Source organism: Leucobacter musarum subsp. musarum (assembly GCF_001273845.1).
Classification (GTDB): domain Bacteria; phylum Actinomycetota; class Actinomycetes; order Actinomycetales; family Microbacteriaceae; genus Leucobacter; species Leucobacter musarum.
In genome coordinates, this window is the sequence record NZ_JHBW01000086.1 from 137,304 (window position 1) to 160,293 (window position 22,990).

The window sequence follows — 22,990 nt, forward strand, 5'->3', positions numbered from 1 at the left end:
ACGCGGGGGAGGCGCGACGTCACGGGCGAGCACCAGCCCGTGGGGCGTAGCGGCGTGGACGGCGGCGACGGCCGTGCCTCTCGCCTTCCTCGCGCTCTTCTTCCTGTGGCCCGTGGTTTCGCTCATCGCGACGGGGTTCGTCGATGACGGTGCGTTCGACTTCAGCGGCATCCCCGAGGTGTTCGGCGCGACGCGCACCTGGCGGGTTATCGGTCAAACTCTCGCTCAGGCCGGCGTTGCGACCCTCATCTCGCTCGCGCTGGGTGTGCCCGCGGCGTACGTGCTCTACCGCCTCGACTTTCCGGGGCAGGCCCTGCTGCGGGGGTTTCTCACCGTTCCGTTCGTGCTGCCGTCGGTGGTGGTGGGCGTCGCGTTCTCCGCGCTGCTCGGCGCGGGCGGCCCGCTCGCGGGGTGGGGCCTTGACCGGAGCTTCGCCGCGGTCGTGCTCGCCCTTGCGTTTCCGAACGTGGGAGTGGTGGCGCGCACCGTGGGCGGATTCTGGGCGAGGCTCGACGACACCTCCGAGCAGGCGGCGCGGGTGCTCGGTGCTTCACGAGTGCGCGCCTGGAGCCTCGTCACACTGCCCGCGCTCGGGCCCGCGCTCGCCTCCGCGGCGTCGCTCGTTTTCCTGTTCTGCTCCACGTCGTTCGGCATCGTGCTCATTCTCGGCGGCTCGGCGTTCGCGAACGTGGAGACGGAGATCTACCGACTCACGGTGCAGTACCTCGACCTTCGGGGCGCCGCCGTGCTGTCGATCGCGCAGTTCGCGATCGTCGGGTTCGCGCTCGTGGTGTCGTCGCGACTGCGCAGAGCGGGCGAACGAGCCGTGCAGTTGCGTGAGGATCGCGTGCACGGGGCGCGCCCCCGTCGCGTCGACATCCCGGTGCTGGTGGTGTTCGGAGCGACGATCACGCTGCTGCACGCGCTGCCGCTCATCACCCTGCTCTCGCGGTCGCTGCGGGATCGCGACGGTGCGTGGACGCTGGCAAACTACGCGGCCCTCGTCGTGCCTCCCGAGGGTCTGCCGATCGACGGCTCGGTGCTCACTGCGATCCTCGCGTCACTCCGCATCGCGGTGGTGGCGGCGCTCCTCGCAATGGTGCTCGGGGCCCTGCTCGCGCTCGTGCTGTCGCGCCGGCCCCGATCCCGAACCCTGCGCCGCGGCATCGACCTGTTCGACGGCCTGGTCATGCTGCCTCTCGGAGTGTCGGCGGTGACCCTCGGATTCGGGCTGCTGCTCACGATGCATCGGCCGCTCGGCATCGGGTTGGATCTGCGCACCTCGACCGCACTCATTCCGATCGCGCAGGCGTTGGTCGCACTGCCGCTCGTGGTGCGCACCCTGCTGCCCGTGCTGCGGAGCATCGCCCCCGAGCTGCGCGACGCCGCCGCCTCGCTCGGGGCGGGGCCGTTCGCGATGCTGCGGGCGATCGATGTGCCGCTGCTCGGGCGATCGACGGGGCTCGCGCTCGGCTTCGCCTTTGCGGCCTCGCTCGGCGAGTTCGGTGCCACGTCGTTTTTGGTGCGGCCGGGGGAGCAGACGCTGCCGGTCGCGGTGGCGGCCCTCATCGGCCACCAGGCACCGGGAAGTTACGGCGCGGGGCTCGCCGGGGCGGTGGTGCTTGGCGTACTCACTGCGGGCGTCATGCTGCTGGCGGAGCGCTGGCGCACTGACGGGAATCGGGAGTTCTGATGCAGACATCTGAGGTGGAATGGGACGTGCTGATCATCGACGGCCGCTCGGGGTCGGGCAAGACTCAGCTGGCCTCGGCCGTGCAGCAGCGATGCGCCGCGGCGGGCCGACCGGCCGAGCTGCTGCATGTCGAAGAGCTGTACCCCGGGTGGGACGGGTTGGGTGCCGGATCGCTCGGCCTCGCACGGGCACTGCGTGAAGGCGGGTTCGCGGCTTATGACTGGATCGCGGAGCGCTTCGGCGCGTGGACGCCGTTGATGCCCCGCCTGCCGCTCATCATCGAGGGGTGCGGAGCACTGACGGCCGAGAACGTGGTGGCGGCGCGCGAGTGGGGCGCGCGGGCCTCGGGTGAGGATCGGGAGCCCCGCGTGCACAGCATCTGGCTCGAGTGCGCGACCGCAGAGCGCAAGGCGCGGGCGCTCGCCCGAGACGGGGACACGTATGCACCCCACTGGGAGCGCTGGGCTGCTCAGGAGGACGCGCACTACGCCGCGCACCAGCCCTGGCTCATCGCGGACGAGGTTCGGGAATGCTGAGACGCAGTGGCGGCGAAATCAGCTGCTCCGCGCGTCGCGTAGACTGATCCGGTGCTGAAAATCGCGGTTCTCATCTCCGGTGGCGGCAGCAACCTCAAAGCGCTGATCGACGCAACCGCCGACCCCGAGTTTCCGGCACGCATCGTCTGCGTCGGTTCCGACACCGAAGCGGCGGGCCTCGAGTACGCGCGAACCGCGGGCATCCCGACCTTCATCGTGCGCCCGCGCGACTCCGGCACTCGCGAGGAATGGGGTCAGGTACTCGCCGCCGCCATCCAGGAGCACGGCGTCGGCAGCGGCCCCGACGCCGGCCTCGTCGTCAGCGCCGGGCTCATGCGCATTCTGCCGCCCGGCTTCGTGCGCGAGTTCAGCCCGCGACTCATCAACACGCACCCGGCGCTGCTCCCGGCCTTCCCCGGCGCCCACGCCGTGCGTGACGCGCTCGCCGCCGGCGCCGAGCGCACCGGCGTCACCGTGCACGTCATTGACGAGGGCGTCGACACCGGCCCCGTACTGCGTCAGGCCGCCGTCGACGTGCAGCCCGGAGAAACCGAAGACGAACTGCACGAACGCATCAAGCAGCTCGAACGCCCGCTGCTCGTGCAGACTGTGCGCGATATCGCACTCGGGCAGCTCACCTTGCCGCGGGCCGGGTGATCCCGCACCGCCGCGGGTGACCCAGCGACCCCTCACACCCTTTCCGAAGCCAGCGAACACGAACCCGAGGAGCCCTTCCGCATGGCAGTTCAGAGCCACGATCCGAGCCTGTACGAACACCGCGACCAGATTCCCGTGCGCCGCGCGCTCATCTCCGTGAGCGACAAGTCCCGCCTGCTCGACCTCGCCGCTGCGCTCGCCGCAGCCGGTGTCGAGATCGTCTCGACCGGCTCGACGGCCTCGACGATTCGCGACGCCGGCCACGCGGTGACCGACGTCGCCGACGTCACGGGGTTCGCCGAGGCACTCGACGGACGCGTGAAGACGCTGCACCCCGCCGTGCACTCCGGCCTGCTCGCCGACTTGCGCCTCGCTGACCACCGCGCACAGCTCGAGACGCTCGGCTTCGCCGCATTCGAGCTCGTCGTCGTGAATCTGTACCCGTTCGAAGAGACGGTCGCCTCGGGCAAGCCCGCCGCCGACGTCATCGAGAACGTCGACATCGGCGGCCCCGCAATGGTGCGCGCGAGCGCGAAGAACCACGCGAACGCGGCCATCGTGGTCTCGCCGGCGCGCTACGACGAGATAATTGCCGCGGTACAGGCCGGCGGCACGACGCTCGCGCAGCGCCGCTCACTCGCGACCGAGGCGTTCGTGCACACCGCGCAGTACGACGCGGCCGTCGCGAACTGGTTCCTCGAGCAGGAGGACGCCGAATGGGGCGCTGCCGAAACGCTCGAGGCACCGTCTGACGAGGCATCGATCGACAGCATCTTCGCGACGACCGAGGGCTACGTCGGATACGAGGTCTTCGGACTGCGCGAGTCGGTGCTGCGTTACGGCGAGAACAGCCACCAGCGCGGCGCACTGTTCACCGAGAACGAGGGCGCAGGCATTGCGCAGGCGACCCAACTGCACGGCAAAGAGATGTCGTACAACAATTACGTCGACGCCGATGCAGCGCTGCGCGCCGCGTTCGATCACGAGCGCCCGGCCGTTGCCATCATCAAGCACGCGAACCCGTGCGGCATCGCCGTCGCGCCCGAGGGTGCTGCTGATCCGATCGCCGCGGCGCACGAGCTCGCTCACGCCTGCGACCCCGTGTCGGCGTTCGGCGGCGTGATCGCCGCGAACCGCGTCGTCACCCGGGCCATGGCTGAGACGGTCTCCGAGATCTTCACCGAGGTCATCGTCGCCCCCGGCTTCGAGCCCGAGGCGCTCGCGATCCTCACCCAGAAGAAGAATGTGCGTCTGCTCGTGCTGCCCGCCGACTACACCCCGAATCCGGTCGAACTGCGGCAGGTGTCGGGCGGCTTCCTGCTGCAAGATGCCGATCACGCCTTCGCGCCGGCGGCCGAGTGGGAGCTCGCCACCGGGCAGCCCGCGGACGCCGACACCCTCGCCGATCTCGAGTTCGCGTGGCGCGCGAGCCGCGCGGTGAAGTCGAACGCCATCCTGCTCGCCTCGGGCGGCGCCTCGGTCGGTGTCGGCATGGGCCAGGTCAATCGCATTGACTCGTGCCGCCTCGCGGTGGAGCGCGCCGGCGATCGTGCGCGCGGGTCGGTCGCGGCATCTGACGCGTTCTTCCCGTTCGCGGACGGACTGCAGGTGCTGCTCGACGCCGGTGTGCGCGCCGTCGTGCAGCCGGGCGGCTCCGTGCGCGACCCCGAGGTCATTGCAGCTGCCGAGGCGGCCGGTGTCACGATGTACTTCACCGGAGAGCGTCACTTCTTCCACTAGGCTGGGGCCTTCTCGCGGAATGGTCGCTGATCTGCAATTTTACTGGTGATTCATCAGTTGTGAGCAAGCCTCGCCTACGTTGCGCGGCGGGGTGCGGGCCGTCAGAATCAAGACGTGGAAATCGTCAAGGGAATTCTGATCGTCTTGCACCTCGTCGCCTTCGGCGCTGTCTTCGGCAGCACGCTGGCGCAGCTCTCAGCAGTCAAAGAAGCGCGCGCCCGCATCACGCCGGGCATTCTGCACGGTGCCTGGTTGCTGCTTGCAACCGGCCTGCTGCTCGTGGGCATGGTCTACGCGACCGGTGGCCAGCCGAACAACGCGAAGATCGGCGTAAAGCTGGTCGTGCTGCTCGTGCTCATCGCCGTCGTGCTCATCGGCCGGAAGAAGCAGCCCACCTCGGCGGGCATGCTCGGCGCGATCGCCGGCCTCTCGCTTGTCAACGTGGCGCTGGCGGTGCTCTGGCACTGAGCCGCGGCTGAACGCGAACGATCTCCTCGGAGCAAGCTCCGGGGGGATCGTTGCGTGTGAGCGGGTTCGGGCGGGCGCACGATCCGCCCCGCCCCGCCCCGCCCATTGCGGATCGGGGTAACTTCGGACCAGTGCGGACGCGGAAATGCATCGTTGCACCGGTCCGAAGTTACCCCGATCGCAGATGGGACGGTGAGGACGAGGCTGCGTTAGGGGCGGATGCCGGCGTCGGCGCCGTGCTCAAGCTCGAAAGCGCGACGTGCGCGTCGAGCCCGCAGGATGCGCCGGAGCGAGAGGAGCGCGAGCGCGACCCAAATGAGCACGCCGATCCACAGCCATGCGGGGCCGAGTGTGGCTCGGTGAGTGGCGAACGCACCGGCGAACACGGCCAGAACGAGCATCCACCAGCCGTATCGATGCTCGCGTTCGAACGCGAGGCGCTGTTGAATCAGGCTGGGCATGCTTCGACGGTACCGCAACGGAGAGGTCGCCTGGCACGCTGCTCTGCCTCACCGCAGCTCTGCCGCCCCGCCCCGCTGCCGATCCGCCCCATTGCGGATTGGGGTAACTTCGGACCGGTGCGGACGCTGAAAAGCGCCGGCACACCGGTCCGAAGTTACCCCAATCCGGCAGGCGCAGGCGCAGGCGGAAGGGCAGGGGCAGGCGCAGGGGCAGGCGCCGCAGGGCGCGGGGCTAGCGCCAGCGGGCTCCCCACGACTGCGATTCGCCGGCCGGGGCGATCTGCTGCGGCACGCCGAGCGGGTTGTCGTCGCTGAGCGCTTCGGGGAGGAGTGCGGCGGGGGCGTTCTGGAATGCGACGGGGCGCAGGAAGCGGGTGATCGCTGCCGTACCGACCGAGGTTGAGGCATCGTTGGTGGTTGCGGGCCAGGGGCCGCCGTGCTGCTGGGCGGGGGTGACGGCGACCCCGGTGGGCCATCCGTTGAACAAGACGCGACCGACCTGCAGGGCCATCGCTCGAACGAGCGTGCCGAGTGCCGCGGCATTCTGGTGCGCAGCCGAGGCCTCCGCCTCGCCGTGGTGCAGCGTCGCGGTCAGATTCCCCTCGAAGAACTCGGGCAACAACGTTGCCAGGTCGGTGCCGTGAGGCACCTCGACGATGATGGAGAGCGGACCGAACGCCTCGTGCGCGAGGGCCTGGTGTGCGAGGCGGAAGTCGGCGAGGCTGACGGCCACGATCGTGGGGGTGGCCCACCCCTGACCTGCGTCGTCGAATCGCACCCCGCCGGTGACGATCGCGCGCACTCCGGCCGCGCCGAGCACGGCGGTGCGGCGCTCGTCGTAGCTCTGCGCGATGCGCGGATCGAGCAAGCGATGCTCAGGGGTGCCCTCGGCGGCGGTGCGGATGCGATCCTGCCACTGCTCGGTCGCCTCTCCCGCCGGCACGAAGACGAACCCGGGCTTCGTACAGAGCTGCCCGGCGGACCCGGTGACGCTGGTGACGAAGCCGGTGGCGATGTCTTCGGCGCGCTCGGCAATGGCGTCGGCGGTGATGAAGACCGGGTTCACGCTGCCGAGTTCGCCGTAGAAAGGGATCGGGGCGGGGCGAGCAGCGGCGATGTCGGCGAGCAGACGCCCGGCCGCGATCGATCCGGTGAAAGAACCGGCACGCACGCGCGGGTCTTGCAGGATCGCCACGCCGGCTTCGCGTCCGTGCACGAGTTGGAATGCTCCCTCGGGCAGACCGGCCTCGCGGATCGCCGTAGAGGCCACGCGCGCGGTGGCATCCGAGAGCTCAGGGTGCCCGGAGTGGGCTTTGACGATGAGGGGGCAGCCGGCGGCGAGGATGGCGGCGGAGTCGCCGCCCATGACGGAGAACGCGAAGGGGAAGTTGGAGGCGGAGAAGTTGATGACGGGGCCGAGGGGGATGTGGGTGCGGCGGATGTCGGGGCGTGCGCCGAGGGCGAAGTCGGGGTCGGCGTGGTCGATGCGTGCGTCGAGGTAGCCGCCGTCGACGATGGTGTCGGCGAAGAGGCGCAGTTGCACGGCGGTGCGGGTGACTTCGCCGTTGAGGCGTGCTTCGGTGAGTCCGGTTTCGCGGAGGGCAATCTGCACGAGGGTGGGTTGTGCGTGTTCGAGGGCGTCGGCGATGGTGACGAGTGCGCGGGCGCGGTGTTCGGCGGTGGTGGCGGCGAGTTGTGGTGCTGCGGCTGTGGCTCGGGCGACGATGGCTTCGAGTTCGGGGGAGAGCGGGGTGGGACTGGGCATCTGGGTGCTTTCGTGTGGGGGCGAGTGGAGGAGCGAGGTGAGCGAGGTGAGCGAGGGGCGAATCAGCGGCTGTGGGATCGGCCGTAGAGCGCGACGACGACCAGAATGATGGCGCCGTAGACCATGTCTTGCACGGTGACGCCGAGGTTGAAGACGACGACGAGGGTCGACACCTGACCGAGCACGAGTGCGCCGGCGAGGGTGCCGAGCACGGACCCGCGCCCGCCGAAGATCGAGGCGCCACCGACGACGACGGCGGCGACCGAGCTGAGCAGGTACGGTGCACCCATCATCGTTTCGGCTTGGTTGTAGTAGCCGACGATGACAATCCCGGCGAATCCGGCGAGCACGCTGCTCAGCATGTAGCCCGAGATGCGGATGCGCGCCACCGGTTGGCCGGTGAGGTGTGCGGTCGCCTCCGACGAGCCAACGAGGAAGAGGGCGCGCCCCCACCCGGTCCATCGCAGCAGCGCGTGCAGCAGCAGCATGAGCACGAGTGCGAGTGGCACCACGGCCGCGATCGATGAGCCGAGGAACGGCAGCTTCGTCGAGGTCATGGCCTTCAAGAAGTCGGGCACATTGGTGAGCTCGGAGAGGCTGAAGTTGAGCAGGAGCACGCCGAAGAGCAACCCGTTCATCGCGATCGTGGTGACGATCGGGGTCAGGCCGATCTTGGCGATGACGTATCCGTTCACGAATCCGATGACGGCGGATGCGGCGAGGGCGGCGATCAGGGCGAGTACGGGGCCGAGCGTGGCGTTCCAGGTGAGAAAGGACAGCGCGGCGAACGCAATGGTGTTGGGAACCGAGAGATCGATGCCGCCCTGGATCACGGCGATTGTCTGCCCGAAGGAGGCCACCGCGAGAATCGATGCGAACGTGACCGTGGTGATGAGCCCGTCGAGGGTGAACAGACTCGGCCGAATCACGCCACTCGCGATGAAGAGCACGATGAATGCAATGAAGACCCATGCGCTCGTGGGAATGCGGCGCAGCAGGGAACGGCCGCCGGGGCGCGGCGTCGCGGCCACGGCCTGGCCGGGAAGTGTGTCAGTCATGGTGTCCTCCCTGGGCGAGTGCCTTCCGGGTGCTGATCACGCGGACCAGTACGGGAATGGCGACTACCGCGAAGATGATGAGCGCGTTGATGATGTACTGCCAGTACGAATTGATGCCGGCGAAGAAGAGCAGGTTGCCGACCAGGCCGAGCGTGATCGCCGCGGCGATCGTGCCCAGCACCGAGCCGCGCCCACCAGCGAAGCTCGCGCCTGAGAGCGCTACCGCCGCGATCGACGTGAGCAGGTACGAGTCGCCGCTGCGGGGGTCGCCGGTCACCGTCGATCCGGCGAGGAGCACGGCGGCGATCGACGCGAGTGCGCCTGAGAGCATGAATGCGCCGAGGATCGCCATGCGCGAATTGATGCCCGCCGCCTGCACGGCATCGCGGTTCGACCCGACGCCGTAGATCTGTCGCCCGAACGCGGTGCGCTGCAGTACCAACCAGACGAATACGGCGACGAGGATCAGCCACACGAGTGCCATCGGGAGGTACGGGAGCGCCTCACCGCTCGTCACGGTGAAGACGGTCTCGCTCAGCGCACCGCCGGGGCGGTCGAGCACGGTGCGGGCGATGGCTCCGATGATGAACGTGCTGGCGAGGGTGACGGCGATGGCCGGTAGCCTGCCGAAGGCGACGAGCAGTCCGTTGAACAGGCCGCACGCGATCCCGATGAGTACGGCGAGCACGAGGGCCACCGGGCCGGGGAGCGCTGCGAGGCTGGTCGCGAAGACGACGTTGCAGAGGCTGATGATTGCTCCGATCGAGATGTCGATGCCGCCGATGAGCACAATGATCAGCTGTGCGAGTGCCGCGATCGCCAACGGGACGACGAGGTTTGCGGCGGATTGCAACTGGAATCGGGTGAGCAGGCTCGGGTTCACGGCGAGATAGATCGCGATGAAGAGCACGAACGCGATGACGGGCGGTGCGGCGCCCTCGTGGAGCGAGCGCTGCACCCAGATCGGGAGCGAACGTCGCGGTGCGACGGGCGTGAAGATGGTGCCGGTGGTCATGAGTGTGCCGCCATTCCTACGGCCGCGCCGACTACGGCGTCGGCGGTGATTTCGGATCCCGCGAGTTCTTGCACGACGCCGCCCCGGTACAGCACGGCGACGCGGTTGCAGAGGTGCACGAGCTCTTCGACCTCGCTGGAGAACCAGACGATGCCGACTCCGGATTCGGCCAGTGCGATCATGGCGCGATAGAGCTCCTGCTTGGCGCGCACGTCGATGCCGCGCGTGGGGTCGTGCAAGATAAGCACGCGTCGATCGCGGTCGATCCAGCGGCCGAAGACGAGTTTCTGCTGGTTGCCGCCCGAGAGCGCCCCGGCTGCTTCGAGCGGCCCCCGCGTGCGCACGCTGAGCGCGCGCAGCACGCCGTCGATCCACCCCTGTTGCCGACGGAGCAGCGGTGCACCGCCCGAGCCGGTGAGCGAGAGCCATGGGGCGAACAGGTTCTCGCCGACGCCCAGTTCGAGCGCCAGGCCCTCGGTCTTGCGGTCTTCGGGCACATATCCGAGTCCCGCTTTCACCGCACGTCTGGGGTTCAGCTTGCCGACGGCAGTGCCGGCCACTTCCCAGTGCTCCGCGGTCGCGGGAACGGCTCCGAACAGGGCTCGCAGCAGTTCCGTCTGCCCTTGGCCCTGCAGCCCGCCGATGCCGAGGATCTCCCCGCCATGGACGGTGAGCGACACGTCGCTCAGTCGGTTCGACTGCAACCCGCGCACGTCGAGCACGACCGGTGCGTCGTCGGGTACGGTCGGTGCCGGCGGGAACTGCTTCTGCGTTTCGCGACCCGCCATCATCGTGATGAGGGAATCCTCGGTCCATTCGCCGCGCGCGAAGGTGCCGACGGCCGCGCCGTCGCGCAGCACGGTGCCGCGATCGGCGATGACCTGCAATTCCTGCAGCCGGTGCGTGACGTAGATGACCGCACTGCCGGTCGCGGTGATGTCACGGATGCGGTCGAAGAGCCATTCCACGCCGGGTGGGGTCAGGGCGCTGGATGCCTCGTCGAGAATGAGGAGTTTCGGGCGGGCGGCGATCGCACGTGCGATCTCGACGAGTTGCCGGTCGGCGAGCAGCAGCGTGCCGAGTCGCGCATGCGGGTCGATGTGCGGCAGGTGCAACTGCTCGAGGATCTCTCGAGCGCGCTGCAGGGCTCGGCCGGGGGAGAAGAGGCGCGCCGACCCGACCTCGGGCAGTGCGAGGTTCTCCGCGACGGTCCATTCGGGTACCAACGCGATCTCCTGATACGCGCAGGCGATGCCGACCGCCCGAGCGCGAGCGATGCTGCCGCCTTCCAAGTGCTGGCCGTCGATCGTGACCGTGCCGTTCGTGGGCACCACGGCGCCGGAGAGAATTTTCGACACGGTGCTCTTGCCGGCGCCGTTCTCGCCGACCAGTGCGTGCACCTCGCCTGGCTGGCAGGTGAAGGTGACATTGGCGACGGCGGTCACCGCGCCGTATTGCTTGCTGAGGTCCTGCGCCACGAGGAGTGGCGCAGGACGGTCGGTCGACGTCGGTTGTGCGACGTCGACCGGACCGATCTGCTGGGTCATCTGTGTCTCCTCGAAGAATCGCGGTTACTGCTTGGCGAACTCGAGGTACTCGTCGAGCGTGATGTCGAGACCGGGGAAGTCGTAGCCCAGCTGGAAGTTGTCGGGCATATCGGGCTGACAGAAGTCGGCCGCGTTCTCGGTGGTGATCTCGGCCGGAGCAAAGTACTGCTCCTGGTCGATCGTGTCGCCCTTGAGCAGCTTCACGGCCTGCTCAAGCCCCTTGGCATAGATGGCGGGCTGGCCGAAGACCATGTTGCCCGTGAGCCCGGCGTCTGCGTCATCGACGAGTGTGCATGCCTCGGCGTTGTAGCCGGAACCGCCGACGACCGGCACGAAGTCGATGTTCGCGTCGGCGAAGGCTGCTGGGACGCCTTGGCCACCGGTGAGGAACGAGTACACGCCTCCGACATCCGGGTGCGACTGCAAGATCTGCGACATCGTCTGCTGCGCGTCGGCCTCGTTCCACCCGTTCGCGCCCTCCGCGACGATGTTCACCCCGGCGTCAGTGAGTACTTTCTTCACCGTCGGCATGGAGGTGTCGTTGAGCGGCACGCCGGCGACGCCCTCGAGCACCACGACGTCCTTGTTGTCGCCGAGTTGCGAGACGAGCCATTCGGCGCCGTTCTTGCCGGCGCTCGCCCAGTCGGTGGAGACCGTGTAGACGTAGTCGTTGTCGTAGGGGCCGCCGTTGGCGAAGACGGGAATCCCGGCCGCCTTGGCCTGCGAGATCGCCGCGTCTGCGCCGGTCGCTGAAGCGGGGTCGAAGAGGATCGCGTCTACGCCCTGCGCGATGAGGTTCTGGATGGCGGCGTTCTGTTGAGCCGCGTCGTTGTCGTTCGTGCGAACGATCTTGAGTTCGACCGAGTCGCCGTAGTCGCGCGCGGCGAGGGCCTGCATTGCCGCGAGGCCGGTCTCGCGCCAGGCCTGGCCGCCGAGGGGCTGCTGGAAGCCGATGACGAACTTTTCGCCGTCCCCGCCACCGGCGCCCCCACCGGAGCCTCCGCCCTCGGCGGGTGCTGAACTGCAGGCCGCGAGGCCGGCGGTGAGGGCTGCGATCGCCGCGATGCCGAGGCCTCGGGCGATGGTGCGTGAGTGCTGCATGCTTTCTCCTTTGAAATCAAACTGCGTGGTGCAGGGTTCCTGGCGACGATGCCGGGAGCGTTTCCTCGTGGTTTCGGGAACGTGTTGACGAACGCTGCGTGGTGACACTAACATCAAAATGGCAGCGCTGCCAATAGCGCTAACATAACGACTGTGAAATGATGGCCGCGGCGCTCACGCGCAACTTCAAGGAGGAAGTGCAGATGACATCAACGGAGACGCTCGAGGCGTCGCGCTCGGTTCTGAGTGCGGCATCACTCGGTCTCGAACCGGACGCCCCAGTGCGGGCGCGGACCCATACGATCGGGGCGATCGGGGCCGGTGCAATCATGGCCGATCAGCACCTCGAGGCCTACCGGCAGGCCGGGTTTCCGGTCGTCGCGATCGCTTCCCGAACCCGCGAGAACGCGGCGGCGGTTGCCGCACGCTATGGCATCGATACGGTGCACGCGTCACCGCGCGAGTTGATCCTCGACCCGCGTATCGAGATCGTGGACATCGCGTTTCCGCCCGATCAACAGCCCGAGCTCATCCGCTTGGCGCTCGCTCAGCCCCACGTGCGCGCAGTGCTCGCGCAGAAGCCGCTCGCGCTCTCGCTCGATGACGCGATCGCGCTGCGCGATGAAGCTGCCGCGGCCGGCAAGATCCTCTCGGTTAACCAGAACATGCGGTACGACCAGTCGATCCGCTCGCTCAAGCAGCTTCTGGACCGTGGGGCGCTCGGCGACCCCGTCTTCGCCGCGATCGACATGCACGCGGTGCCGCACTGGCAGACGTTCCTCGCCGAGTACGACCGACTCACCCTCGCGAACATGAGCGTCCATCACCTCGACGCACTCCGCTACCTGTTCGGTGAGCCCGTCGATATCTATACCGCCGGGCGAACCGACCCCCGCACCGAGTTTCCGCACACCGACGGCATCGTCGCGTCGACGCTGCGCTTCGAAAACGGCGTGCTGGCGGTCTCTCGCGAAGACGTGTGGGGCGGGCCGCGCCACGAGGGCTTCGATTCCGATTTCTTTATCTCCTGGCGGGTTGAAGGCACCGAGGGCGTTGCCCGCGGCACGATCGGGTGGCCCGACGGCGCCCCGTCGACCATCAGCTTCGCCTCGGCACGCGAGACCGACGGCGAGTGGGTCACGCCCGAGTGGGAGACCCACTGGTTTCCGCACGCCTTCATCGGCGTGATGGAGCAGGTGCAGCACGCCCTCGACAGCGGCGAGCCGCCCACGCTCACCGTCGCCGACAACGTGCGCACGATGGCGCTCATCGAAGCGGGGTACCGCTCGCTCGACGAGCGCCGAGCCGTACGACTCGACGAATTCGCGCTCGACGCACCGCAGTCCCACTGACCGTATTCACCCACACCCCCAACACGGAACGCAAAGGAGCACTTCCACCATGATTCAGATCGGCATCTTCTCGGGCTACTTCCCCTACGATCTCGAGACCACCGCGCAGAAGATTCAGGAGCTCGGCCTCAATGCGGTGCAGCTCGACCTGCACTTCAAAGACATCGATCTCTCATCGGGTCAGATCACGAAGGAGAAGGCGAAGCGCGTGCAAGACACGTTCCGCGACCACGATGCGCCGATCTGCGCGATCTCGGGCTACACGAACATCGTGCACCCCGACCTCGACAAGCGGCGTTCGAACGTCGAACGCCTGAAAGAGATCATTCGCAGCGCCCGCGACTTCGGTACCCCCTACGTGATCAGCGAGTCGGGCACGTTCAATGCCGAGAGCGAGTGGGATCACGATCCGCACAACCGCAGTGAGGACGCCTACGAGCAGGTGCGCTCGGTGCTCACGGAGCTCGCCCAGGAGGCGTGGGATCACGGCGCCACGTTCCTGCTCGAGACCTACGTCAACAATGTGGTCGGATCGGTTCGCGAGACGTCGCGGGTGTTCAATGACATCAATCATCCCGGTCTCGAACTGCTCATGGACCCGACCAACTACTTCGACGCGAGCAACATCGACGATCAGGCAGGCGTCTTGAATGAGGTATTCGACACGCTCGGCGACCGGGTCCGCATCGCCCACGCGAAAGACGTCAAGCGAGCCGGAGATGACAAGAGCGAGAAGCACGCCGACATCGGCGATGACGACGCGCTCGCCTCGCACACCTTCCGCGGCGTGGGGGAGATCGAACTGCCCGCGGCGGGCCTGGGATCCCTCGACTACGACCTGTATGTGCGTCGCCTGTCGGAGCGCAACCCGAACGTGCCACTCATCATCGAGCACCTCGATGAGTCGGATGTGCCGCGCGCCAAGGAGTTCCTGCGCGAAGTGCTGAAGCGTCAGGGCGTCTGAGCATGCCGACCACTGCATCACCCGCCTCCCGTTCCGCATTCGTCACCGGAGCGGGAGGCGCCCTCGGGCGCGCAATCGCGCTGCGCCTGGGTCAAGACGGCTACGCGGTCGCGGTCGTGGGACGGGGCGCCGAGACGCTCCGTGAAACGGCGGCCCTGCTCGATGAGCACGGCATCACCAACCTGGTGATCGAACTCGACCTGCGCGACACGGCAGCGATCGACGCCGCCGTTGATCGCGCCGAGCGTGAACTCGGACCGGTCGAGGCCATGATCAACAATGCCGCCATCTACCCGGCCACCCCGTTTCTCGAGATTCCGCTCGCGGAGTACGAGGACGTGCTGCGAGTGAATCAGATCGCCTACTTCGCCGGGGCGCAGGCCGCGGCGAAGCGCATGGTGCCGCGCGGTCGTGGAGCGATCGTGAGCATCGGGTCGATCACCTTCCACGGGGGCTGGGAACACCTGGTGAGCTACGTCTCTACCAAGGGGGCCGCGGTCGGGCTCACTCGTTCGCTCGCGCGTGAACTCGGGCCGACGGGGGTGCGGGTCAATGCGGTGTCTCCGGGCGCGTTCCCGACGAAAGCCGAGGAGATCAACGGCGATCCCGAGACCTACAACCGAGCGGTCATCGAGAAGCAATCGATCAAGCGCCGCGGGCGCAATGAGGAGCTGGCATCGGTGGTGTCGTTCCTCGTCGGCGACGACGCCTCCTTCGTGACCGGGCAGACGATCAACGTCGACGGCGGATGGGTGATGGAATGAGCGCGAACGATTGGTACGGCGAAGCCGTGCGGCTCTCGACTGGTGAGCTGCGCCGGCGCAGCGGCGATCTCGCGGCGTTCGCGGAGATTCGCGAAGTCACCCGGTCGAACGGGCAGGAGCGCGGCGTGCGCTCGCTGCAGATCCGCAATGCTGACGGTCTCGAAGTCGAGGTGCTCATCGATCGGGCCTTCGACATCGGCGATGTGCGCTACCGCGGCGTGCCCGTTTCGTGGCGCTCGGGCAACGGATACCGCCACCCGTCGCTGCACGAGGTCGAGGCTGAAGACGGCCTTGCTTGGCTGCGCACGCTCGACGGCTTCCTGGTGAGCGGGGGCCTCGACCACGCACTCTTCGGCGGCGAATACGACGCGAGTCATTACCATTACCCTCCCAAGCAGACCGTGCGTCACGGACTGCACGGGCGCCTCAGTTCGCTGCCGGCGCGGCTGCTCTCCATCGAGGAGGATTGGCAGGAGAACGGCGGGGTGCTTCGCGTTCGCGGTGAGGTCGTGCAGGCGACATCGTTCGGCGAGCACCTGCGGTTGCGCCGCACGATCGAGGTCGATGTGTTCGGCAGCGGTTTCCGCATCGACGACGAGGTCGAGAACCTCGGATTCGAGCGCACCCCGCACATGTTCCTCTATCACATCAATATCGGCTGGCCCGTGGTCGATGCGGGCTCTGAATTCCACGGCGCGGTCGAGGGGCACCTCTGGCAGTCCGACTCGGTGACGGATCAGGGCGCTCCGTTCGATCGCCTCATCGCACCGAAGCGAAACTTCGTCGAACAGGTCTGGGAGCACGCGCTCGCCGCCGACGGGTCGGGTCGCCACCGGGTCGCACTGATCCGCAGCGACGGCGAATTCGGGATCGAGCTCGACTGGGACGCTACGGGGATGCCACATTTCTTCGAGTGGCAGAACCTGCGCGAGGGCCAGTACGGTGTCGGGCTCGAACCGTCGACGCACCACGTCTCGGGTGAGGCGGCCGCGCGTGCAGACGGATCGATGACCTGGCTCGAGCACGGCGAAACTCGCCGGTACCGCACTGCCGTCACGCTGCTCGACGGCGTCGACGCCACCGCTGCCGCGCGCTCGCGCGTGCAGTCCATTGCAAGGAAAGAAGGATCCGCATGACCACCTCGAACGGTGTGCTGAGCGGCTATCGCGTGCTCGATTGCTCCATCGCGATGGCAGGGCCGTTCGCGGCGCAGCGCCTCGGCGACCTGGGGGCGGATGTGGTGAAGGTCGAGCCGACCACGGGGGAGTGGCAGCGTCACACCCCCGCCGGCGGGGTGACCGGCAACAAGGTGAACGTGTCGTTCCTGTCGTTGAACCGCAACAAGCGATCGCTCGCTGTGAACCTGAAGGATCCGGAAGGACGCGCCTTACTCGCAGATCTCGTCGCGGAGTCGGATGTCTTCCTGCAGAACTATCGCCCGGGCGTCGCGAAGCGACTCGGGGTCGACTACGAGTCGCTGCGGGCGATCAACCCGTCGATCGTCTACGTCTCGATCTCGGGCTACGGCGAAGACGGGCCGTACCGCGACCGCCCCGGCCAGGATCTGCTGCTGCAGGCCATGTCGGGTGCGATGCTGTCGACGGGAGCCGTCGGGCAACCGCCGCAGGCCGCGGGCCAGTACCTCGCCGACGCGGTGACGGCCTCGACCGCGTTCGAAGGAGTGCTTGCCGCGCTCCTGCACCGCGAACGCACCGGCGAGGGCCAACTCGTCACAGTGAACATGCTCGACGCGATCACCACGCTGCAGATGCAGGAGCTGTCGGTGTACACCGTTGGCGGAGTGCCGCAGAAGCGCAGTGCCCAGCCGCACGCGCACGTCTACATCCGCTCGCCCTACGGATCGTTCCGCACGCAAGACGGATACATCGTGCTCGCGTTCCCGCCGCTCGAGGTGCTTGCCGACCTCTTCGACGACGAGTCACTGCGCGGTCTCGACGATGAGCAGGCGGCGTGGAGCATGCGCGATGAACTGTTCGCGAAGACGGCGCGCGCGCTCGAAACCCGCACCAGTGCGGAGTGGCTGGCGCTGTTCGCCGAACGCGGGGTCTGGGCCGGGCCGGTCTACTCGTACGAGGATCTCGTGAACGATCCCCAGATCGCCCACAATCAGACGTTTGTGGAGTACGACCACCCGACGGAGGGGCGGGTGAAGACTCCCGGCTTCCCCTACCGGTTCTCGCAGTCGCCGCCTGCCGTGTATCGCGGTGCACCGCAGACCGGCGAGCACAGCCGCGAGATTCTCACGGAGCTCGGAAGGTCGAGCGCCGACGTCGACCGGTTGATCGCCTCGGGTGTCGTCGCTCAGCTCGAGGAAGCGCTGGAACTCCCATGAACGCCTATCGCGGTCTGACGTGGGATCACCCGCGCGGCAGAGTGTGGCTCGAGGCCGCATCCGTGCTGTGGCGCGAGCGCGGCATCGACGTGACCTGGGACGCGCAGCCTCTGGAGGGGTTCGAAGCCCACCCGATCGACGATCTCGCGGACCGCTACGACTTCATCGTGCTCGATCATCCGCACGTCGGCGACGCGCTCGCCACCGGGTCGCTGCAGTCGATCGAGTCGGTGCTCGGTGCCAACGATCCACTGTTCTCGACCGGCTATGTCGGGCCGACGCTCGCGTCGTATCAGAGCGCCGGGGAGACCTGGGCATTGCCGATCGACGCGGCGACGCAGGTGAGCGCGCGCGATGCGCGCGTGGTCGCCGAGGCGCCCGAGACGTGGGGCGATGTCGCGGCACTCGCCGGGCAGCAACCGGTCGCGCTCAGTCTGGCCGGTCCGCACGCGCTCATCACACTGTTCTCCGTCGGCGCCGCACTCGGTGCGCCCCCGGTCGACGTACCCGGCGAGAGCTGGGTGCCGGATCGCGTCGCGCTCGAGGCCCTCGACCTGCTGCGGGCCGTGCACGCCCACGCGCGACCGGAGTACGCCGAGCTGAATCCGATCGGGCTGCTCGAACGCGTCGGCTCAGCCGACCCGCTCGCCTACGTGCCGCTCGTCTTCGGGTACGTCAACTACTCGCTGCCCGATCGTGCCGTTCCGGTCGCGTTCGGTGCCGCGCCCGCGGCAACGCCCGGCGGAACGCCGGGTTCGACGATCGGCGGCACCAGCGTGGCGATCAGCCGTCGCGCCGTCATCACCGACCCGCTCCGCGCCTATCTGCGCTGGCTGGTGGAACCTGCGACGCAGCGCCGGATCATTCCTGAGTTCGCCGGCCAGCCGGCGGCGAGCGCCGCATGGAGCGACGCCGAGGTCGACGTCGCCGCGGCGGGGTTTTACTCGGCGACGCGGAGCACCATCGATGCCTCCGTCGTGCGCCCCCGGTACGCAGGGTTCCCGGAATCGCAGCTCACGGGCTCCGCGATCGTGCGTGCGGCGCTCGCCGCAGAGCTCAGCCCGAGCGACGCGGTCAGCGCGCTCGCCGATCTCGCTCGCCGCTCGCGCGAGCCCGTTTTGGGAGGTCGCTCATGACCCGTATCACCGAACTCGCGACGGAGCAGATCGGCGTCGAACTCGCCGATGACATCCTGACGATCACGCTGCAGCGTCCGGAAAAACTCAACGCCGTCACCCCCGAGATGTCGTACGCCCTCGAGGCGATCGCCCATGCCGCGAACGACGACCCCGAGGTGCGCGTGGTGATTCTCACCGGCGCCGGCGAGCGCGCCTTCTGCGCCGGTAGCGACATCCGCTCGCTCGACGCGTATGCGACGCCGTGGGAGTTCCGCAACCGCACCGACTATTGCGACGCGTTGCACCAGTTGCGCAAGCCGATCATCGCGGCAATCAACGGCTACGCGCTGGGCGGCGGACTCGAAACCGCACTGATCTGCGACATCCGCATCGCTGCCGAGACGGCGCAGCTCGCGGCCCCTGAGGTGAAACTCGGGTGGATCGGGGGCGGTGGCATGAGCGCATTCCTCGCCGCCGCAGCCGGTCCGAGCAACGCGGCGATCATGACCATGACGGGCGACATGATCGACGCGGAAACCGCGCAGCGCTGGGGCATCGTGAGTGAGGTGGTGGCCGGAGACCGGTTGATCCCGCGCGCACGAGAGCTCGCCGCGATCATCGCCTCGCGCCCCCCGATCGCCGTCGAAACGGCGAAGGCCAACATTCGCGCCGCATACAATCTGCCGCAGGAGCAGGCCGTCGCATACGAGCGCGACCTGCAGACCGTCGCCTTTGCGACGGAGGATGCCGCGGAGGGGCGTCGCGCCTTCGCCGAGCGCCGCGACGCCACCTTCACCGGTCGCTGACCCACGGCTCCTGCGGCCGCAACGCAGCGAGCCGCCGCACTGCCGCACACTTCTCGCAACGATCGAATAGGACAACACATGTCTGCTTCCTGGCACCTCTCCCTCTCCGACACACTGCCCGATGATCACGCTTCCGCCACACTGATCGGCCGGGTCTGGGACCCGGCGGTCTCGGGCCCGAGCCCCGTCCTGGTCACGGGCGACGCGGTCTACGACCTGTCGCGCTCGTTCGCGACCGTGAGCGATCTCATGCTCGCGGAGGACCCGGTGCAGGCCGCTCGAGACGCGCGCGGCGCCGTGCTCGGCCACCCCGCCGACATTCTTGCGGCGACCCTCGATGCCGACGCGGGCGCCGTGCGATTCCTGTCGCCGGTCGACCTGCAGGCCGTGAAAGCGGCGGGCGTGACGTTCGCGGTGTCGATGCTCGAGCGAGTCATTGAGGAGCGTGCCCGCGGCAACGCCGAAGAGGCCGATCGCGTACGCGCCCAGGTGCTCGACATGATCGGGGGTGACCTGCGCGCGGTACAGCCCGGGTCGGCCGCCGCGCAGCAGCTCAAGGAGTACCTCATCGAGCAGGGGCTGTGGAGCCAGTATCTGGAGGTCGGGATCGGCCCCGACGCCGAAATCTTCACCAAGTGCCCCGTGCTCGCCTCGATTGGCACTGGGTCAGAGATCGGCGTGCTCCGGGCCTCGGCGTGGAACAACCCGGAACCCGAGATCGCCCTGATCGTCGACCCCGCAGGGCGCATTCTCGGTGCGACGCTCGGCAACGATCTCAATCTGCGCGACGTCGAAGGGCGCAGCGCACTGCTGCTGCCGAAGGCGAAAGACAACAATGCCTCCGGATCGCTCGGCCCCTTCATCCGCTTGTTCGACGGCGGATTCACCCTCGACGACGTGCGCAGCGCAGCGGTGCACCTGCGCGTGGAAGGCGCAGACGGGTTCGTGCTCGACGCGCAGTCGGACATGACGCAGATCAGTCGCGACCCCGAGGACCTCGTGCGTCAGCTGCTCGGACCGCAGCACCAGTATCCCGACGGGGCGGCGCTGTACCTCGGCACGCTGTTCGCGCCGACGGAGGATCGCGGCGAACCGGGGGCCGGATTCACGCACCGTGTCGGCGATGTCGTACGAATCTCGTCGCCTACACTGGGGACACTGGTCAATCGGGTCGCCTACAGCGAAGACTGCGCTCCGTGGCAATTCGGAGTCGGCGCGCTGATGCGCAATCTGGCTCGGAGAGAACTCCTGGGGTGAACATGCACGGTGAGAGCGAGAAGCGCGCGAGTCGGCGATCCACCCGCAGCGTCACGCTCTCCGAGGTCGCCGCGCACGCCGGGGTGTCACCGCAAACCGTCTCGCGCGCGATTCGCCAGCCCGATGTCGTCTCCGAAGACACCCTGGAACGCGTGCAGGAATCGATTCGCGCGACGGGGTATGTGCCGAATTTGGCCGCGAGCAACCTCGCGTCGAACCGCAGCCGCACGATCGCGGTGCTGATTCCGGCAGTCTCAGCGTCCGTGTTTGCCGAGACTGTGCAGGGGCTCGAAACGGTGCTCGCACCCCACGGCTACCACCTCTTCATTGGCACTACCGAGTACAGCCTGCAGCAGGAAGAAGACATGCTGCGCGCCTTCCTCGGCCGGCGCCCCGACGGCATCGTGCTCGTCGGCACCGAGCACAGCCCGGGAGCCCAGACACTGCTGAACGCGGCCCAGGTGCCGGTCGTCGAGTCGTGGGAACTCACCCAGCACCCCGTCGACTCGGTCGTGGGATTCTCTAACTACGCCGCGATGAGCGGCCTCATCGAGCACATTCACGCCCTCGGCTACCGATTCCCGGTGCTCGCCGGCCAGTTCGCCGGGGGCGACGTGCGCGCCCTGCGCCGACGGGCCGCATTCGAAGACGGCATGCGCCGACTGTTTCCGCAGGTGCCCGTGCGCATTCTCGACTCGGGCGCCGCCGGAGTGAGTATGGAAGCGGGGCGCGACCTGTTTCGACAGGCGCGCGAGCAGCTGCCGCAGGCCGACGTGATCATGTTCGCGAGCGATGTGTTCGCCTCGGGCGCCGTGCTCGAAGCCGTGCGATCAGGTGTCGCGATTCCCGGCGACGTGGGCGTCACCGGATTCGGCGGCTTCGAGCTCGGTCAGCACCTGACTCCATCGCTCACCACCGTGCTCGTCCCGAGCCGGCGCATCGGGGAGGAAGCGGGGCGCGTCCTGCTCGAGCGCATCGAGGCCAACCGTGCGCCCGCGACGCCGACGATCGTCGATGTGGGGCACACGCTCGTCACGGGTGAGAGTACGGCCCCGCAGCACGTCTGATCGCGCCGCTCGGCCTCTCTGCCGCGCCGCCGCGCCGCTCTGCTCCGCCGCTCCGCTCCGTCGCTCCACCCTCACCCAATTGCGGATCGGGGTAACTTCGGACCAGTGCGGACGCTGAAAAGCGCCGGCACACTGGTCTGAAGCTACCCCGATCCGGCCGGGGCCGGGGCCGCGGGGGCGGTCGCTAGCGCCAGCGGGCTCCCCACGACTGCGATTCGCCGGCCGGGGCGATCTGCTGCGGCACGCCGAGCGGGTTGTCGTCGCTGAGCGCTTCGGGGAGGAGTGCGGCGGGGGCGTTCTGGAATGCGACGGGGCGCAGGAAGCGCGTGATCGCTGCCGTACCGACCGAGGTTGAGGCATCGTTGGTGGTTGCGGGCCAGGGGCCGCCGTGCTGCTGGGCGGGCGTGACGGCGACACCGGTCGACCACCCGTTGAAGAGCACGCGGCCGACCTGGTTCGCGAGGGCCGCGACGAGTGCGCGCAGGGCGTCCGCGTTCTCGGTCTCGCCGGTGGCCTCGGCAGCGCTCAGGTGCACCGTGCCCGAGAGATTGCCCTCGTAGAATTCGGGCATGAGTGCGGCGAGGTCGGTGCCCTCGGGTACCTCGACGAGGATGGAGAGCGGGCCGAACGACTCCTCGAGGAGCGCCTCGCGGCCGGCACGGAAGTCGTCGAGTGCGATCGAGACGATGGTCGGCGTCACCCAGCCCTGGCCGTCATCGTCGAAGCGGATGCCGCCGGCGATGACGGGGCGCGCGCCCGCGGTGCCGAGCACGGCGGTGCGGCGCTCGTCGTAGCTCTGCGCAATGCGCGGGTCGAGCAGCCGGTGCTCGGGCACATCGGTGGCATTGGTGAGGATCGCATCAGCGAGCGAGCTGCCGACGGGCACGAAGGCGAAGCCGGGCTTGGTGCAGAGCTGGCCCGCGGAACCCGCGACGCTGGTGAGGTATCCGGTGGCGATCTCATCGGCGCGCTCGGCGATCGCCTCTGCGGTGATGAAGACCGGGTTCACGCTGCCGAGCTCACCGAAGAATGGGATGGGAGCCGGGCGATTCGCCGCGATGTCGGCGAGCAGCCGACCGACGCGGATCGACCCCGTGAATGAGCCGGCCTTGATGCGCGGATCCTTGAGCACCTCGACGCCCGCTTCGCGGCCGTGGATGAGCTGGAATGCGCCCTCGGGCATCCCCGCTTCGGCGAGCGCGCGAGTAGCGACCTTGGCGGTCGCGTCTGACAGCTCGGCGTGGCTCGAGTGGGCTTTGACGATGAGG

The 22,990-nt window shown here is 68.3% G+C and carries 21 protein-coding genes; 14 read left to right on the plus strand and 7 right to left on the minus strand.

Going from position 1 to position 22,990, the window contains the following annotated elements; genetic code table 11:
• The first annotated feature begins 73 nt into the window (after positions 1–73).
• The 5 genes from CH42_RS08910 (at position 74) to CH42_RS08930 (ending at position 5,094) form a co-directional block, all read left to right on the plus strand.
• A complete protein-coding gene (locus CH42_RS08910) occupies positions 74–1,693 on the plus strand; it encodes an ABC transporter permease (protein ID WP_239684002.1) in 1,620 nt (539 codons plus the stop codon).
• Positions 1,693–2,229 carry a hypothetical protein gene (locus CH42_RS08915; RefSeq protein ID WP_053352844.1) on the plus strand — a complete coding sequence of 179 codons (537 nt, stop codon included), beginning with the start codon at positions 1,693–1,695 and terminating at the stop codon, positions 2,227–2,229. Before CH42_RS08910 ends, CH42_RS08915 begins: the two co-directional genes overlap by 1 nt.
• Positions 2,230–2,280: 51 nt before the next feature.
• The gene (gene purN / locus CH42_RS08920; RefSeq protein WP_053352845.1) at positions 2,281–2,886 is read left to right on the plus strand and encodes a phosphoribosylglycinamide formyltransferase; all 606 of its coding nucleotides are present in this window, start codon (positions 2,281–2,283) and stop codon (positions 2,884–2,886) included.
• Between the two features lie 81 nt (positions 2,887–2,967).
• Complete coding sequence (purH, locus tag CH42_RS08925; RefSeq protein ID WP_053352846.1) at positions 2,968–4,626, plus strand: bifunctional phosphoribosylaminoimidazolecarboxamide formyltransferase/IMP cyclohydrolase; 1,659 nt, start codon at positions 2,968–2,970, stop codon at positions 4,624–4,626.
• Positions 4,627–4,740: 114 nt separating this feature from the next.
• Entirely contained in the window at positions 4,741–5,094 is a 354-nt protein-coding gene (locus CH42_RS08930; protein WP_053352847.1) for a hypothetical protein, read from the plus strand.
• A 209-nt stretch (positions 5,095–5,303) separates the two neighbouring features.
• Here CH42_RS08930 and CH42_RS08935 read toward each other — a convergent pair whose 3' ends face one another.
• The 6 genes from CH42_RS08935 to CH42_RS08960 all read right to left on the minus strand — a co-directional run bounded on the left by CH42_RS08935 (position 5,304) and on the right by CH42_RS08960 (position 12,041).
• On the minus strand, positions 5,304–5,555 hold the full coding sequence (locus tag CH42_RS08935; protein ID WP_053352848.1) for a hypothetical protein: 252 nt from the start codon (positions 5,553–5,555) through the stop codon (positions 5,304–5,306).
• A 232-nt stretch (positions 5,556–5,787) separates the two neighbouring features.
• On the minus strand, positions 5,788–7,320 hold the full coding sequence (locus tag CH42_RS08940; protein ID WP_053352849.1) for an aldehyde dehydrogenase (NADP(+)): 1,533 nt from the start codon (positions 7,318–7,320) through the stop codon (positions 5,788–5,790).
• A gap of 62 nt (positions 7,321–7,382) precedes the next feature.
• Positions 7,383–8,378 (minus strand): ABC transporter permease, encoded by a 996-nt coding sequence (locus CH42_RS08945; RefSeq protein WP_053352850.1) that lies wholly within the window; start codon positions 8,376–8,378, stop codon positions 7,383–7,385.
• The gene (locus CH42_RS08950) at positions 8,371–9,393 is read right to left on the minus strand and encodes an ABC transporter permease (protein WP_053352851.1); all 1,023 of its coding nucleotides are present in this window, start codon (positions 9,391–9,393) and stop codon (positions 8,371–8,373) included. Before CH42_RS08950 ends, CH42_RS08945 begins: the two co-directional genes overlap by 8 nt.
• A complete protein-coding gene (locus CH42_RS08955; RefSeq protein WP_075205312.1) occupies positions 9,390–10,940 on the minus strand; it encodes a sugar ABC transporter ATP-binding protein in 1,551 nt (516 codons plus the stop codon). Before CH42_RS08955 ends, CH42_RS08950 begins: the two co-directional genes overlap by 4 nt.
• A 24-nt stretch (positions 10,941–10,964) precedes the next feature.
• Complete coding sequence (locus tag CH42_RS08960; protein ID WP_053352852.1) at positions 10,965–12,041, minus strand: substrate-binding domain-containing protein; 1,077 nt, start codon at positions 12,039–12,041, stop codon at positions 10,965–10,967.
• Positions 12,042–12,244: 203 nt separating this feature from the next.
• Here CH42_RS08960 and CH42_RS08965 point away from each other — a divergent pair, with 203 nt between their 5' ends.
• The 9 genes from CH42_RS08965 to CH42_RS09005 all read left to right on the plus strand — a co-directional run bounded on the left by CH42_RS08965 (position 12,245) and on the right by CH42_RS09005 (position 21,722).
• A complete protein-coding gene (locus CH42_RS08965; protein ID WP_053352882.1) occupies positions 12,245–13,393 on the plus strand; it encodes a Gfo/Idh/MocA family protein in 1,149 nt (382 codons plus the stop codon).
• 49 nt (positions 13,394–13,442) lie between these two features.
• Complete coding sequence (locus CH42_RS08970) at positions 13,443–14,357, plus strand: sugar phosphate isomerase/epimerase family protein (RefSeq protein WP_053352853.1); 915 nt, start codon at positions 13,443–13,445, stop codon at positions 14,355–14,357.
• Positions 14,358–14,359: 2 nt separating this feature from the next.
• On the plus strand, positions 14,360–15,121 hold the full coding sequence (locus tag CH42_RS08975; protein WP_053352854.1) for an SDR family NAD(P)-dependent oxidoreductase: 762 nt from the start codon (positions 14,360–14,362) through the stop codon (positions 15,119–15,121).
• The gene (locus tag CH42_RS08980; protein ID WP_053352855.1) at positions 15,118–16,257 is read left to right on the plus strand and encodes an aldose 1-epimerase family protein; all 1,140 of its coding nucleotides are present in this window, start codon (positions 15,118–15,120) and stop codon (positions 16,255–16,257) included. The genes CH42_RS08975 and CH42_RS08980 overlap by 4 nt, the downstream gene beginning before the upstream one ends.
• Positions 16,254–17,474, plus strand: a complete 1,221-nt coding sequence (locus CH42_RS08985; protein ID WP_053352856.1) for a CaiB/BaiF CoA transferase family protein — start codon at positions 16,254–16,256, stop codon at positions 17,472–17,474. The genes CH42_RS08980 and CH42_RS08985 overlap by 4 nt, the downstream gene beginning before the upstream one ends.
• A complete protein-coding gene (locus CH42_RS08990) occupies positions 17,471–18,610 on the plus strand; it encodes a hypothetical protein (RefSeq protein WP_053352857.1) in 1,140 nt (379 codons plus the stop codon). Before CH42_RS08985 ends, CH42_RS08990 begins: the two co-directional genes overlap by 4 nt.
• Positions 18,607–19,398, plus strand: a complete 792-nt coding sequence (locus CH42_RS08995; RefSeq protein WP_053352858.1) for an enoyl-CoA hydratase/isomerase family protein — start codon at positions 18,607–18,609, stop codon at positions 19,396–19,398. The genes CH42_RS08990 and CH42_RS08995 overlap by 4 nt, the downstream gene beginning before the upstream one ends.
• Before the next feature lie 78 nt (positions 19,399–19,476).
• Positions 19,477–20,655 carry a fumarylacetoacetate hydrolase family protein gene (locus tag CH42_RS09000; protein WP_053352859.1) on the plus strand — a complete coding sequence of 393 codons (1,179 nt, stop codon included), beginning with the start codon at positions 19,477–19,479 and terminating at the stop codon, positions 20,653–20,655.
• Between the two features lie 2 nt (positions 20,656–20,657).
• A complete protein-coding gene (locus tag CH42_RS09005; RefSeq protein WP_053352883.1) occupies positions 20,658–21,722 on the plus strand; it encodes a LacI family DNA-binding transcriptional regulator in 1,065 nt (354 codons plus the stop codon).
• Between the two features lie 184 nt (positions 21,723–21,906).
• On the opposite strand, the gene CH42_RS09010 is transcribed toward CH42_RS09005, so the two are convergent.
• Positions 21,907–22,990: aldehyde dehydrogenase family protein (locus CH42_RS09010; RefSeq protein ID WP_053352860.1), on the minus strand; the 1,084-nt coding region annotated here is incomplete at its 5' end.